The 13,390-nt window shown below is 70.3% G+C and carries 14 protein-coding genes and 1 tRNA gene; 9 read left to right on the forward strand and 6 right to left on the reverse strand.

Going from position 1 to position 13,390, the window contains the following annotated elements:
* The 3 genes from cobA to fdxA form a co-directional block, all read left to right on the forward strand.
* Positions 1-617, forward strand: a 617-nt coding sequence (gene cobA, locus AC1DY2_RS06265; protein ID WP_476761636.1) for a uroporphyrinogen-III C-methyltransferase, incomplete at its 5' end; no start/stop codon positions are given.
* Between the two features lie 48 nt (positions 618-665).
* Positions 666-2,099, forward strand: a complete 1,434-nt coding sequence (locus AC1DY2_RS06270; protein WP_476761637.1) for an FAD-dependent oxidoreductase — start codon at positions 666-668, stop codon at positions 2,097-2,099.
* Positions 2,096-2,422: a ferredoxin gene (fdxA, locus tag AC1DY2_RS06275; protein WP_159604961.1), complete on the forward strand. Its 327-nt coding sequence runs from the start codon at positions 2,096-2,098 to the stop codon at positions 2,420-2,422. The genes AC1DY2_RS06270 and fdxA overlap by 4 nt, the downstream gene beginning before the upstream one ends.
* A gap of 155 nt (positions 2,423-2,577) precedes the next feature.
* Here the strand turns inward: fdxA and dcd are convergent, their stop codons facing one another.
* Complete coding sequence (gene dcd, locus AC1DY2_RS06280) at positions 2,578-3,183, reverse strand: dCTP deaminase (RefSeq protein ID WP_159602929.1); 606 nt, start codon at positions 3,181-3,183, stop codon at positions 2,578-2,580.
* 78 nt (positions 3,184-3,261) lie between these two features.
* On the opposite strand from dcd, the gene AC1DY2_RS06285 reads away from it, so the two are divergent.
* The 4 genes from AC1DY2_RS06285 to AC1DY2_RS06300 all read left to right on the forward strand — a co-directional run bounded on the left by AC1DY2_RS06285 (position 3,262) and on the right by AC1DY2_RS06300 (position 5,941).
* A tRNA-Gly gene (locus AC1DY2_RS06285) sits at positions 3,262-3,335 on the forward strand.
* 158 nt (positions 3,336-3,493) lie between these two features.
* A complete protein-coding gene (locus tag AC1DY2_RS06290; protein WP_476761638.1) occupies positions 3,494-3,904 on the forward strand; it encodes a group I truncated hemoglobin in 411 nt (136 codons plus the stop codon).
* Positions 3,905-3,908: 4 nt separating this feature from the next.
* Positions 3,909-5,117 carry a globin domain-containing protein gene (locus tag AC1DY2_RS06295; RefSeq protein ID WP_476761639.1) on the forward strand — a complete coding sequence of 403 codons (1,209 nt, stop codon included), beginning with the start codon at positions 3,909-3,911 and terminating at the stop codon, positions 5,115-5,117.
* A complete protein-coding gene (locus AC1DY2_RS06300; protein WP_476761640.1) occupies positions 5,114-5,941 on the forward strand; it encodes a DivIVA domain-containing protein in 828 nt (275 codons plus the stop codon). The genes AC1DY2_RS06295 and AC1DY2_RS06300 overlap by 4 nt, the downstream gene beginning before the upstream one ends.
* Before the next feature lie 57 nt (positions 5,942-5,998).
* Here the strand turns inward: AC1DY2_RS06300 and AC1DY2_RS06305 are convergent, their stop codons facing one another.
* Positions 5,999-6,190, reverse strand: coding sequence for a hypothetical protein (locus tag AC1DY2_RS06305; protein ID WP_476761641.1), 192 nt, complete (start codon positions 6,188-6,190; stop codon positions 5,999-6,001).
* A 98-nt stretch (positions 6,191-6,288) separates the two neighbouring features.
* Between AC1DY2_RS06305 and AC1DY2_RS06310 the strand changes: the two genes are divergently transcribed.
* Positions 6,289-6,666 (forward strand): PPOX class F420-dependent oxidoreductase, encoded by a 378-nt coding sequence (locus tag AC1DY2_RS06310; protein WP_476761642.1) that lies wholly within the window; start codon positions 6,289-6,291, stop codon positions 6,664-6,666.
* On the opposite strand, the gene AC1DY2_RS06315 is transcribed toward AC1DY2_RS06310, so the two are convergent.
* The 4 genes from AC1DY2_RS06315 to gad all read right to left on the reverse strand — a co-directional run bounded on the left by AC1DY2_RS06315 (position 6,667) and on the right by gad (position 11,556).
* Positions 6,667-7,476: a phosphatase PAP2 family protein gene (locus AC1DY2_RS06315; RefSeq protein ID WP_476761643.1), complete on the reverse strand. Its 810-nt coding sequence runs from the start codon at positions 7,474-7,476 to the stop codon at positions 6,667-6,669.
* Between the two features lie 5 nt (positions 7,477-7,481).
* Positions 7,482-8,252 carry a phosphatase PAP2 family protein gene (locus AC1DY2_RS06320; protein ID WP_476761644.1) on the reverse strand — a complete coding sequence of 257 codons (771 nt, stop codon included), beginning with the start codon at positions 8,250-8,252 and terminating at the stop codon, positions 7,482-7,484.
* A 200-nt stretch (positions 8,253-8,452) separates the two neighbouring features.
* Positions 8,453-10,087 carry a glutamate/gamma-aminobutyrate antiporter GadC gene (gene gadC, locus AC1DY2_RS06325; RefSeq protein WP_476761645.1) on the reverse strand — a complete coding sequence of 545 codons (1,635 nt, stop codon included), beginning with the start codon at positions 10,085-10,087 and terminating at the stop codon, positions 8,453-8,455.
* Between the two features lie 11 nt (positions 10,088-10,098).
* Complete coding sequence (gad, locus tag AC1DY2_RS06330; protein ID WP_476761646.1) at positions 10,099-11,556, reverse strand: glutamate decarboxylase; 1,458 nt, start codon at positions 11,554-11,556, stop codon at positions 10,099-10,101.
* A 220-nt stretch (positions 11,557-11,776) separates the two neighbouring features.
* Between gad and AC1DY2_RS06335 the strand changes: the two genes are divergently transcribed.
* A partial coding sequence (locus AC1DY2_RS06335) for a glycosyltransferase (protein ID WP_476761647.1) occupies positions 11,777-13,390 on the forward strand: 1,614 nt, incomplete at its 3' end.

Raw genomic sequence — 13,390 nt, forward strand, 5'->3', positions numbered from 1 at the left:
GCGTCGAGCTGCGCGCCGAGGTCGTCGACGTCGGCAAGCTGCCCGGTCATCACGCCGTTCCGCAGGACGCGATCAACGCGCTGCTGGTCACCCTCGCACGCGACGGCAAGCAGGTCGTGCGGCTCAAGGGCGGCGACCCGTTCATCTTCGGCCGCGGCGGCGAGGAGGTCGCCTTCTGCCGAGACGCCGGCGTCGACGTCGAGGTCGTGCCGGGCATCACCAGCGCCATCTCGGTACCGGCGATCGCGGGCATCCCGCTCACCCATCGCGGCCTCGCGACGACGTTCACCGTCGTCACCGGCCACGACCAGATCCAGTCGCTCGGCGGCGGACGCGACCACACCGTGGTGCTCCTCATGGGCATCGGCACGCTCGCGAACTCCGCGATCACGCTCGCCCGCGGCGAGCGCGGCGCCGACTGCCCCGTCGCGATCATCGAGGACGGCTACGGGCCGCGCCAGCGGGTCACGGTCGGCACGCTCGGCTCGATCGCACTGCAGGCGGCGCGACGCGGCATCCACTCGCCCGCGGTCGTCGTCGTCGGCGACGTCGTGACGTTGAGCCCCTACGCCCCCGCGGCGATCGGCGAGCACGCCGCCGCGCGCACCGCGCACTGAACTCCGACACACCGACCTCCCGGTCCCCCACCGAAAGGCCTTGCTGCCATGCCCCGTCATCTCCGCGTCGCGATCGTCGGCGCCGGCCCCGCCGGCATCTACGCCGGCAATATCCTCAACCGCCAGGTCACCGAGGCCGGCGGCGAGGTCGCGATCGACCTGTTCGAGTCGCTCCCCGCGCCCTACGGGCTGATCCGCTACGGCGTAGCGCCCGACCACCCGCGCATCAAGGGCATCGTCAACTCGCTGCACGAGATGCTCGACGCGGGCACCATCCGGCTCATCGGCAACGTCGAGGTCGGCCGCGACGTCACGGTCGACGAGCTGCGCGAGCGGTACGACGCCGTGGTCTTCGCGACCGGCGCGCTGAAGGACGCCCCGCTCGACATCCCGGGCATCGATCTTCCGGGCTCCTACGGCGCCGCCGACGTGGTCGCCTGGTACGACGGTCACCCCGACGTCCCGCGCGAGTGGGCCCTCGAGGCCGAGCAGATCGCCGTGATCGGCAACGGCAACGTCGCCCTCGACGTCGCGCGTGTGCTGGCGAAGCATCCGAAGGACCTGCTGTCGACGGATGTCCCGGCCAACGTCGTCGCGGGCCTCGAGGCGTCGCCCGTGACCGACGTGCACGTCTTCGGGCGCCGCGGCCCCACCCACGTGAAGTTCACGCCCATCGAGTTGCGCGAGCTCGGCGAGGTGCCCGACGTCGACGTGATCGTCTACGACGACGACTTCGAGCGCGCCGCCGGCGACCCGCACGCAGACCAGCTGCTCGCCTCGAACAACCAGGTCAAGGTCATGACCCGCACGCTGAACGGCTGGCGCAAGCCCGCCGACTGGGCGCCGACCGCGTCGCGTCGCCTGCACCTGCACTTCCTGCACGCCCCCGTCAAGGTGCTCGGCTCCGACCGCGTCGAGGGCGTGCGCTTCGAGCGCACCCGCCCGGTGGGCGACGGCTCGGTCGAGGGCACCGGCGAGTTCGTCGACGTGCCCGTGCAGGCGGTCTACCGCGCGGTCGGCTACGCGAGCTCGGCGCTGCCGGGCGTGCCGTTCGACGAGCATCGCGCGGTCATCCCCAACGACGGCGGCCGGGTGACGGATGCCGCGGGCGCGCCGATCCCAGGCGTCTACGCGACCGGCTGGATCAAGCGCGGCCCCGTGGGACTCATCGGGCACACGAAGGGCGACGCCCTCGAGACGATTACGAACCTGCTGTCGGATGCCGCGGCGGGCGCGCTGCCCGAGCCGACCGTGTCGGCGGGGCCCGACGGCGGCGAGGTGTTCGAGCTGCTCGAGGCCCGCGGCATCCGCTTCACGACCTGGGCCGGATGGCTCGAGCTCGACGCGCACGAGCGCGGCCTCGGTGAGGCGTGGGAGCCAGCGGATGCCGCGCACGCCGACATCGTTCGCGAGCGCGTGAAGGTCGTGCCGCGCGACGAGCAGGTGCAGATCTCGCGCGCCGGCGCACTGGTCGGCTCGTGACCTACGTCATCGCGCTGCCGTGCGTCGACGTCAAGGACCGCGCCTGCATCGACGAGTGCCCGGTCGACTGCATCTACGAGGGTGAGCGCTCGCTCTACATCCACCCCGACGAGTGCGTCGACTGCGGTGCGTGCGAGCCGGTCTGCCCGGTCGAGGCGATCTACTACGAAGACGACCTGCCCGACGTCTGGGCCGACTACTACAAGGCGAACGTCGAGTTCTTCGACGAGGTCGGCTCACCCGGCGGCGCCGCCAAGGTCGGCGCGCTCGACTTCGACCACCCGCTCGTGGCGGCGCTGCCGCCGCAGGTCGCCGCGCACTGATCCGCACGCCGCGCCGGGACCGCGCTTCGAGTGGTCACGATCGGCCGCTTCGGGGTCGCGCGAGCCGGCGATTTGCGACCACTCGATGTGATGGGGCGGCGCCGGCGCGCACGGGGGCGGGCGGACGCCGGCACGCGGCATCCGCTCGGCTCGGGTCAGTGGCCGGCGGAGCCCGCCTCGGTCACGCCGACATCCGTGCGGTGGAAGTTCTGGAACGAGCGCGACGCGGTCGGTCCGCGCTGCCCCTGGTAGCGCGAGCTGTACTCGGCCGAGCCGTAGGGCCGCTCGCTCGGCGACGACAGCCGGAAGAAGCACATCTGCCCGATCTTCATGCCTGGCCAGAGCTTGATCGGCAGCGTCGCCACGTTCGAGAGCTCGAGGGTGACGTGCCCCGTGAACCCGGGGTCGATGAAGCCCGCCGTGGAGTGCGTGAGGAGCCCGAGCCGGCCGAGCGAGCTCTTGCCCTCGAGGCGGGCGGCGATGTCGTCGGGCAGGGTGACGGCCTCGTAGGTCGACGCGAGCACGAACTCGCCCGGGTGCAGGATGAACGGCTCGTCGGGCCGCACCTCGATGAGGTGCGTGAGCTCGGGCTGGTCCTCCGCCGGATCGATGAACGGGTACTTGTGGTTGTCGAACAGCCGGAAGTACCGGTCGAGGCGCACGTCGATCGACGACGGCTGGATCATCGCCGGTTCGTACGGCTCGAGCCCGATGCGCTCGCGGTCGAGTTCGGCCCTGATGTCGCGATCCGAGAGAAGCACGCTGACAGCGTAGCAACGCTTGCTAGGATGGCTTCCGTTGCACCGTCACCCGCAGAAACGGGCGGGCGGATGCCGCACGCGGATGTAGTTCAATGGTAGAACTTCAGCTTCCCAAGCTGATAGCGCGGGTTCGATTCCCGTCATCCGCTCCAATGTTCGACCGCACCCCGGTGGCGAGGGAAGCCCCGATGCGAGTGCGTTCGGTCGCCCCCCGAACGGGGGGAGATCCTGAGCTTTCTACAACATTCGCCGTGCGACTGCTCCGTCTGCTAGTAAAGGGTAGCCAAGTCCCCCCAGCGATTGGATGACAATGACGACTCCCAGCGGTGACCAGCAGTCGGATGTGCTCGAGCGGAGCGACTACGAGGCCGTCGGAGGGGCGCCGGCGATCACCGCGGTGGTCGGCAGGTTCTACGAGCTGGTGGTGGCCGATGAGCGGCTCGCCGGCTACTTCGAGGGGGTCGAGATGGTTCGGCTCAAGCGTCACCAGGTGGCCCTCATCTCGCAGGTCATGGGCGGCCCGGTCGAGTACTCGGGCCGTGAACTGCGCGCGGCGCACGAGGGCATGGGCATCTCCACCGACGACTTCGCCGTCGTCGTCGAGCACCTCGTAACGGCGCTGACCGAGGCCGGCGTGCCGTCGGAGATCATCGGTCGCGTGGGCGCCGCGCTCGGTGCGACCGAATCAGACATCGTCGAGGTGCCCTCGACGGGAGCCTGACTCGGTGAACACCGCCGCTCTCAAAGAGACCTGGGCCGCGGCCGAATCCCTCGGCGACGACGTTCCGCTCTACTTCTACTCGCACCTCTTCCTCACCCATCCCGAGCTGCGGAGCATGTTCCCGGTGTCGATGGCGACGCAGCGCGACCGACTCGTCGGCGCCCTCGGCCGCATCGTGTCGAGGGTCGACCAGCTCGACGAGGTCACCGCGTTCATCCAGCAGCTCGGCCGGGACCACCGGCGATTCGAGGTGATCGCGGAGCACTACGACGCGGTCGGCGTCTCACTGCTCGCCACGCTGAAGCACTTCCTCGGCGAAGGATGGACCGAGGAGCTCGCCGCCGACTGGGCCGCGGCCTACGGCGTCATCGCCACCGTCATGGTGCAGGCCGCGGAGGAGTCCGAGCAGACGAGTCCGGCGTCCTGGGCGGGGCACGTGCTCTCGGTGGAGCGGCGAAGCCTCGACATCGCGGTCATCCAGGTCCGACCCGAGCCGGCGCTGCCCTTCGAGCCGGGCCAGGCGATGGCCGTCGAGAATCCGTCGCGACCCCGTCTCTGGCGCTACCTCAGCCCGGCGAACGCGCCGCGTTCAGACGGCACCCTCGAGTTCCACGTCCAGCTGGTCCCCGGCGGGCAGTGGAGCGGCGCGATGGTGCGCCTGCTCGCCGTCGGCGAGACGCTGCGCCTGGGCGCGCCGGTCGGGCAGGAGCTCACGCTCGGCGACCACGAGCGCGCGCGCGACCTGCTCATGGTCGCCGGCGGCGCCGGCCTGGCGCCGCTCCGAGCGCACCTCGAGCGCATCGACCAGCACTGGCAGGCGAGCGGCGTCGCCCCCAACGTGCACCTGTTCCACGGGGCCCGCGTGCCTTGGAACCTCTACGAGAACAAGCTGCTTCGCGACCTCGCGACCCGCCCCTGGTTCACGTACACGCCGGTGATCTCCGGAGACCCGAGCTTTCCCGGTCGCAAGGGCCTGGTCGGCGACATCGCCGCCGACGAGGTCGCCCGGCCCGGCCTTCTCGCCCTCGTGTGCGGATCGCCCGACATGGTCAGGCACACGGTGTCGCGTCTGCGTGACGCCGGCATGCCGTCGACCGACATCCGCTTCGAGCAGTTCGCCACGCTCGACGAGGACAGCCACGCACCGCATCACCACACCCAGAACCTGCAGCCGGCGACGGCTGCCGTAGAGCGAGTGGGGACCCCCGTATGACGCCCACCTGGTCCGACGAGGACAGCCTTCCCGAAGCTCCGCCCGCCGCCCTGCACGAGGGTGCCCTGGCAGGTGCGGTGGGCCGCCTCCCCGAGGTGGGCGACGTGAACTTCAGCGTCCGGCACATCGGCGGCGGGTACGACCGGGTCGAGGTCGACGCGTTCCTGGAGCAGCTGGCCGCAACCGTGAGCGAGGTACGTGCCGCCCTCGACAGCAGCCGCCAGGAGTTGGCGAGTCTGCGCGCGGAGAACGCCAAGCTCAGCGCGGCGACCGGCGCGGACCTCGAGCAGGAGATCGCCGCCGGAGCCGTCGGCTTGCTCTCGCAGGCGCAGCTGATCGCGGACCGGGCGGTGGCCGACGCCGAACAGTACGCACGCGACATGGTGCTGGCCGCTCGCGACCAGTACCGCGAGGTACTCGAGCGTGCCGAACGCAGCGCTGGACACGTGGCCACGGCGCTGGCGACCGCAGCCGTGACCGAGGGTCCGAGCGTTCCAGAGATCGAGTACGTGCGCACCTACGCCAAGGTCGCCCAGATCCAGCTGCGCTCGGTGCTCGACGCCCTGACCGAGCAGGTCGATCGTCTCGGCAGCCTGCCCCAGCACGATGCGGAGCCCGCCGAGTCGTCGACCACAGCCGAGCCGGTCGAGGAGCCGGTCGGCGAACCCGACTGGGCACGGCCGACCACCACTCGCGGATCGTACGTCGAGCCCGAATCGTTCACCATACCGGCATCGTTCTCTGAATCAGGGTCGATCTCGCTGCCGGAGTCATCCTCCGAGGCCCAGACATTCCCCGAGGCGCGAGCCGCAGCCCGCAACTGAGTCGTCAGCGGGTCGGTGAATGGCCCACCCGGCGCGCCCGCGGGATCGACGCCCCGATCAGGTGCCGAGCACGTGGAACAGGTCGTAGACCATGAACGCCGGCCAGACGAGCCCCTGGAAGATCGCGCCCACGTACTCCCAGAAGCCGTCGGCCTGCTGCCAGAAGTAGACCCACGCGCCGAATATCCCGAGACTGTAGAACGCTCCGCCGCCCGCGAGGCAGCCTGCGTTCGTGCTTCTGTCGGTCATCACGCACCCCCTGTCGAGCAGGCTACGCCCATGGCGCCGGATGCCGCTCGCCGAACTTCTCGACCGCGAGACCGAATCGGCGTGCCTACGATGGCGGCATGGCCGACGAGCTCTCCCGCATCGGCGCGGCGACGTACATGCTGCTCACGACGTTCCGCAAGGATGGCACGCCCGTGTCGACGCCGGTGTGGGTCGCCGATGCCGACGGCGAGCTCCTCGTGTGGACGGAGCGGAAGACCGGCAAGGTCAAGCGCATCCGCCGCGACGGGCGCGTCACCATCGCGCCATGCAGCTTCCGGGGGAAGCCCCGCGGGGCCGCGGTCGACGCGCACGCGCGCCTGCTCACCGACGAGGGCATCGGCCGCACGCAGGCGGCGATCGAGCGCAAGTACGGATGGCTCGGCCGCGTGCTCACTCGTGGTGCGGCGCGGCTGAACGGCCCCGAGTCGGTGATCGGCATCGCGATCACCCGGTGATCAGCCGGCCGTCGACCCCGAGTCCTCAGGCGAGCGGTCGGGCGCACCCGCGGCCGCCGATGCCGCCTCGGACGGGTGCCGCGCCCGCACCCAGATGGGCGGGTGCGGCATCCGATGTTCTCGGTAGAGCTTGTTCGCGAACGGCGCCCAGATGATCACGGCCACGCCGGCACCGACGAGGAGGCCGCCGATCGTGTCGGAGATCCAGTGGGCACCGAGGTACGTGCGACTGAGCATCATGAGCAGCGTGTAGATGGCGCCGGTCACCCAGACCCAGGTGCGCAGGAAGATGAGGCCCAGGGCGGCGGCCGTCACCGCCGCGTTGGCGCTGTGGCCCGAGGGGAACGAGCCGAAGTCGGGCTGCACGAGGATCTCCTCGGGACGAGGCCGGGCCACCATGACCTTGATCACCCGCGTCACGGTCGCGCTCGCGATGGTGGCCGCGAGGTAGTACGCGGCGCCCCACGGCCTCCGGAACAGCAGCAGCCCGCCGATGATCACGGCCGGCACCGCGAACGTCGAGAGGAGCCCCCCGCCGATCGCGTTGAACACGAGCGCGGGGGTGGTCAGCCAGTCGGCCCGGTTCGCGGCGAGCCCCGACATGTACTCGACCTCGAAGCCGAAGGGCTTGTCGCGCTCCCGGTAGAAGATGACGAAGGCGAGCACCACGACGAGCGCGAGGGCCGCGCCGCCCGACACCACGGGCCAGAGCCGGGCGACCTTCACCGGCGCCGGCGCGGTCGAGGCCGGATCGAGCGCGTGCGGTTCGCGGTCGACCTGGTCGGTGTCCGCCTGCGCGTGCTCGTCCATGCCGCTCACTCCTCCTGGTCCGCCTCCGACGCATCCACCTCGGCCGGGGTGCCGACCCGCACGGTGCGCCAGGTGTCGACGGCGATGACGATGCCGAGCACCACGAGCGACAGCGCGATCGAGGCGAGCGCGTCGGTCGCCCAGTGGTAGCCCAGGTAGATCCGGCAGGCCGCGGTCAACAGCACGATGACGGATGCCCCGATGAACGCGAGCACCATGATGACGGGCCTGCGGTGCCGGGAGAAGACGAGGTAGGTCGTGATGAAGAGGAAGTCGGCCACGCCCATCACGTGACCAGACGGGAACGAGGAGGTGTGGTCGATCTCGAGCATCATGTCGCCGACGGGCGGACGCTCGCGGGAGATGATCGGCGCGAGCACCTGCACGATGATGACGCCGAGGAGCATGCCACCAGCGAGCAGCAGCGGCCGCCACGCGTGCTTGGCGAGGATGCCCCAGGTCACCGTCGTGACGAGGATGATGATCGGCATCGCGATCGGCCCGAACACCGTGGCGAGCACGATCATCACCGTCGTGAGCCACTCGGCGTGGGTGCCGTCGAGCCAATGCTCGACCGGCTTGTCGACGGTCGAGATGTCGTCGGCCTCGAGAACCGAGTCGAAGATGAAGAGGAACGCGGCGAGTCCGACGACGATCAGCACGATCGCGACGATGTAGAGATTGCGCTTGGCGGATGCCGGGACGACGCGCTCCTCGACGATGAACCTCTCGTGGAAGCGCCGCAACCGGCCGGGTCGCTCCGTCGTCTCCGTCATCGTGAGGCCTTTCCGCCGGCGCCCGCGGGGGAGGTCGGGTTCGGCTCCTCCACAGTATGCCCAGGCGCCGCCCCGCCGTAGCGAGACGGGGAGCATTGCACGACCGGTCCGAACCTGCTAGCGCCCGCGTTCTCGCCGCACGCGACAGGGGCCGTGGCGCCGATGCGCGCGCCACGACCCCTCGTTCGTCGCCGGTCGGACTACCCGGTCGTCGCGGGCTGCCCGCCCGCGGCATCCGTCGCCGTCGCTGCCGTCGACGAGGCCGGCGGGTTCACCAGCACGTCGTCGAAGGTCGCCTTCTCCTCGGCGGTGCGCTGGTCCCACTTGGGCTTGCGCAGCGCGTAGAAGATCAGCGGCGGCACACCGAGACAGATCACGACCAGCCCCACGAGCGCGGGATAGGCCCATCCGGGCGCGCCTTCGGCGAAGCCCTCGGGCGGGACGAAGCCGAGGCAGAACGCCGCGAGGCACGCGAGGAAGCCGATGCTCGCGATGACGGTCATGGCCGGCACCCGGTAGCTGCGCACGACCTCGGGCCGCTTCGAGCGGAGCCGGATGGCGGCAGCGAACATGAACATGTACATGATCAGGTAGAGCGCCGCGGCCATGTCGACGAGCAGGATGAACGCCGTGTTGATGTTCGGCACGAAGATGAACAGCGACGCGAGCAGTGTCACGACGATGCCCTGCACCGTGAGGATGCCGACCTGCACGCCGGCCTTGTTGCGCCGCTGCAGGAACGTCGGCAGGTACCCGCTCCGGGCGGCCGCGAGCAGGCCGCGGGACGGACCTGCGATCCAGGTGACGACCGAGGCGAAGGCGCCCAGGGCGATGAGCAGCGACAGCACCGGCGTGAGCCACGGCACCCCGAAGGCCTCGAAGTACGCCTGGAACGCGAGGTTGATGCCCGTGGTCAGCCCGAGCTGGCTCGACGGCACAACGAGGCCGATCGCGATCGTCGGCACGATGAAGATGCCGAGGATCAGGATCGAGGCGAGCAGCACCGTCTTGGGGTACTGCTTGCCGGGGCTCTTCAGGTCGTTCGCGTGCACGGCGTTGACCTCCATGCCGGCGTACGCGAGCACGTTCGACACGATGAGCACGATCGACGCGATCCCGGTGAACGGCGGGATGATGGACGACGCGGTGAGCGGGATCTGGCTCGTCTGGCCGGTCGCGACCCAGCCGATGCCGAAGATGATCAGCAGCAGTCCCGGGAAGATCGTGCCCGCCAGGCCGCTCCACGAACCCACCTTGGCGAAGAGGTTGCCGCCCTTCAGCGTGATCCACGTCGAGAACCAGTACAGCACCAGGATGATGATGGCCGTGTACAGGCCCGAGTTCGCCAGGTTCGGATCGAGGAACACGAACGCGAGGGATGCGGCGATGAACGCGATCTGGGTCGGATACCAGACGACGTTCTGCACCCACTGGAGCCAGATCGCCTGGAAGCCCCAGCGTTCGCCGAACGCCTCACGCACCCACGTGAACACGCCGCCCTTCCACCCGGTGGCGAGCTCGGCGGCCACGAGGGCCGTCGGGATGAGGAAGAAGATCGCCGGGATGATGAACAGCGTGATCGACCCGAGCCCGTAGCCGGCCATGGCCGGCAGGCTCCGCAGCGAGGCGACCGCGACGACGGTCAGGATCGCCAGCTGCATGAGCGACATGAACTTCTGCGACGTCACGCCCGGTGAGCCGATCGCCGGCTTGTGCGGCACTTTGTCGAACGGGTGCGGCTTGACGTGCTCGGGCGACGGCGCCGGCGTGCCGTCGGCCCGCTTCGGTGCTGCGGAACTCGCCGGCGTACTCTCCGGCTCCCTGATCTGAGTCATGGTTCAGCCCCTCAGTGCGTGAAGGAGGACACTTGGCCCTCGTGCGGCATCGGTGCGTCGAGGTCGTCGAGGTAGGCGACGGCCTCCTGGATGTCGAGCACGAGCGACTCGGCGAGATTCCGGCTCAGGCCGTTGCGCACCACGATGCGCTGCACCACGAGGTCGGAGATGTTGTCGGGCATCGGGTAGGCGGGGATGAGCCAGCCCTTGAGGCGCAGGCGTTCCGACAGGTGGTAGAGGTTCCACTTGTCGGTGTGGCCCGGCGTGAGCTGCCAGGCGAAGACGGGGATGTCGGTGCCGTCGTTCCAGAGGTCGAAGGCGTCCATCTTCCCGATCTCGCCCGACAGGTAGACCGCGACATCCTGCGACGCCTGCTGCACCTTGCGGTAGCCGTCCCACCCGAGCCGGAGGAACAGGTAGTACTGCAGCAGCACCTGGGCGCCAGGGCGCGAGAAGTTCAGTGCGAACGTCGGCATGTGCCCGCCGAGGTACGTCACGTCGAACACGAGGTCCTTGGGCAGGTCGTCGACGGTGCGCCAGACCACCCAGCCGAGACCGGGGTACACGAGGCCGTACTTGTGGGCCGACGTGCTGATCGAGACCACCCGGTCGACCCGGAAGTCCCACTCGAGGTCGGGCTGCAGGAACGGCGCGATCATGCCGCCGGATGCCCCGTCGACGTGGATCTTCACGTCGAGCCCGGTGTCGGCCTGGATCTTGTCAAGCGCCTCGGAGATCTGCTTCACCGGCTCGTACATGCCGGTGTAGGTGACGCCCATGATCGCGACGACGCCGATCGTGTTCTCGTCGACGTACTTGTCGAGGTCGTGGCCGTCGAGCACCTTGTGCTCGTCGCTGATCGGCACGTACCGGGCCTCGACGTCCCAGTAGTTGCAGAACTTCTCCCAGCAGACCTGCACGGCGCTCGAGAGGATGAGGTTCGGCTTCTCGGTCGACTTGCCGGCGGCTCGCCGGGCGACCTGCCAGCGGCGCTTCAGGGCGAGGCCGCCGAGCATGCACGCCTCCGATGAGCCGATCGTGGAGGTGCCGATGGCGTTCTCGGGGTCTGGCGCATTCCAGAGGGAGGCGATCATCTTCCAGCAGCGCGTCTCGATGGCCGCGGTCTGCGGGTACTCGTCCTTGTCGATCATGTTCTTGTCGGCGGACTCGGCGTAGAGCTTCGACGCGTACGGGTCCATCCAGGTGCCGACGAAGGTCGCGAGGTTGAGGCGCGCGTTGCCGTCGAGCATGGCCTCGTCGTGCACGATCTGGTACGCCGTCTCGGGCAGCGACTCGGCGTCGGGCAGCCGGTCCAGCGGGAAGTCCGTGGCCTCGCCCTCCCGCGCGAAGATCGGGTTCAGCTGGTTGCGCCCCGTGATCCCCGCGAACGCGTGGGTGGACTGGTCGGGTGTGATGGGTCCCGCTCCGTCACCGGAACCGGAGTGCGAGCGTGGCTTGAGATCGGTCATGTGTTCCCCCTGCATCTGCTTCGTTGCGCATCGATACCGCCGGACCATCGCGAGACGGCAGAGGTAGGGGTGTCGGCTCCCAGGCGATCCATTCGCCAGTCTGAACCCGACCCCGTGGACGGTCAATAGTCCACATCGCGTGAAAACCCGAGCGAACGGGGTACAGGGGGCCTCACGTCAACGTCCCGCTCCGGCAGGGCGGATGGGTAGCGTTGGAGGAATGACGGCCGCCGATGCGAACTCCGGGACCGGGCGTGCGCTTCCCGGCGGCCGGCTGCTGACCGTCACGTGGACCGTCCCCGACCAGTTCGGCGGCATGACGTCGGCCCTGCTGCACCGCTCGCGCGCGTTCGCCCGGATCGCCGGCCGGCCCGTCGACATCCTCACGCTCGACGGGCGCCCCGACTATCCGGCCGTGCGGGAACGGCTCGAGCGTTCGGGCGAGCTCCGTCCGGGCATGCGGCTCCGGAACCTCTACGAGGACCTCCGCACCGGGACCCCGCGAGCGGCCTCGGCCGGCGGGGCGGACGTGACGGTCGAGGCCGCGGCCGTCGCCGTCGAGCCGAGCGCGGTCGGCGTGGACCGCACGACGGTCGCCGAGGCATCCGACGGTTCGACGCTCGTGGAGTCGTGGCGGGACGGACGACCGATCGCGCTCGAGCACCGTCGCGCCGACGGCACGATCGCCGTGCTCGACGAGCGGGTGCGCGACTCGGGCCCCCGGCGCCTGATCACCTGGTTCGACGCGTCGGGCACGCCCGCCCGGCAGTGGACGAGCGCCTGGGACTGCTACGCCGACTGGCTCGACGCCCTCATCGGCGGCGAGCCGGCGTTCGCGATCGTCGACAGCAAGACCGCGGCGCGGTTCATGGCCGGGTACCGGCGCCCGAACGTCACCACGGTCCACGTGGTGCACAACTCGCACCTGCAGGGCTCCGCCCGTCCCGTCGGCGTGCTGCGCCCGTCACGTCGGCCGGTCTTCGCGCACCTCGAGCGCTTCGACGGCGTCGTGTTCCTCACCGAGCGGCAGCGAGCGGATGCCGCGGCGCTGCTGTCCGACCCGGGCAACCTGTTCGTCGTGCCGAACGGCATCGACGCCCCGCGGCGTCCGCCGCTCGCCGACATCGACCGCGACCCGGCCGCGGGCGTCGTCGTCGCGCAGCTCACCCGTCGCAAGCGCGTCGATCACGCCCTCGACATCGTCGCCGGGTGCCGGACACGCGGCATGCCCGTCACGCTCGACGTCTTCGGCGATGGGCCGGATGCCGCGAGCGCGCGATCGAGGGCGAGCGCGACCGGGCTCGGCGACGCCGTGACCTTCGCCGGTCACCGTCGCGACGCCGCCGAGGCCTTCGGCGGCGCCTCGTGGACGCTGCTCACGAGCACGTCGGAGGGAGCGCCGCTCGTGCTCGCCGAGGCGATGTCGCGCGGGTGCATCCCGGTGGCCTACGACATCCCGTACGGCCCCGCCGACGTGATCACCGACGGGGTCGACGGGGCCCTCGTGCCCGATGGCGATCGAGACGCGGCGGCAGCCGCGATCGCCCGCATCGCGTCACTTCCGTCCGAGGCGCGCGAACGGATGCGCGACGCGGCGCGCGCATCGGCCGGCCGGTTCGACGACGAGCGCATCCTCCACGACTGGGCTCGCGTGCTCGAGCAGGCGCGTCGCCGCCATGCTCGGCCGGTGCCACGGGTGGACGCGACGGTGGAGCGGCTGCGCGTCCGGTTCCTGCGCGGGCGGCTGCGCGTCTCGGTGCGCCTCGCGGAGGTGCCTCCGGGTGCCCTCGTGGTGATCACGCTCGCCGCGCGCGGTCGCGACGGGGCGCTGGTG

The organism is Agromyces sp. P1_H4, assembly GCF_056405255.1.

Excerpts from the sequence above, each read along its gene's own strand:
- AC1DY2_RS06315 (WP_476761643.1), bottom strand. The coding sequence starts at position 7,476 with ATGGACGAGCACGCGCAGGCGGACACCGACCAGGTCGACCGCGAACCG.
- gad (WP_476761646.1), bottom strand. The coding sequence starts at position 11,556 with ATGACCGATCTCAAGCCACGCTCGCACTCCGGTTCCGGTGACGGAGCG.
- AC1DY2_RS06320 (WP_476761644.1), bottom strand. The coding sequence starts at position 8,252 with ATGACGGAGACGACGGAGCGACCCGGCCGGTTGCGGCGCTTCCACGAG.
- AC1DY2_RS06290 (WP_476761638.1), top strand. The coding sequence starts at position 3,494 with ATGACGACTCCCAGCGGTGACCAGCAGTCGGATGTGCTCGAGCGGAGC.
- AC1DY2_RS06310 (WP_476761642.1), top strand. The coding sequence starts at position 6,289 with ATGGCCGACGAGCTCTCCCGCATCGGCGCGGCGACGTACATGCTGCTC.
- gadC (WP_476761645.1), bottom strand. The coding sequence starts at position 10,087 with ATGACTCAGATCAGGGAGCCGGAGAGTACGCCGGCGAGTTCCGCAGCA.
- AC1DY2_RS06270 (WP_476761637.1), top strand. The coding sequence starts at position 666 with ATGCCCCGTCATCTCCGCGTCGCGATCGTCGGCGCCGGCCCCGCCGGC.
- AC1DY2_RS06305 (WP_476761641.1), bottom strand. The coding sequence starts at position 6,190 with ATGACCGACAGAAGCACGAACGCAGGCTGCCTCGCGGGCGGCGGAGCG.
- AC1DY2_RS06300 (WP_476761640.1), top strand. The coding sequence starts at position 5,114 with ATGACGCCCACCTGGTCCGACGAGGACAGCCTTCCCGAAGCTCCGCCC.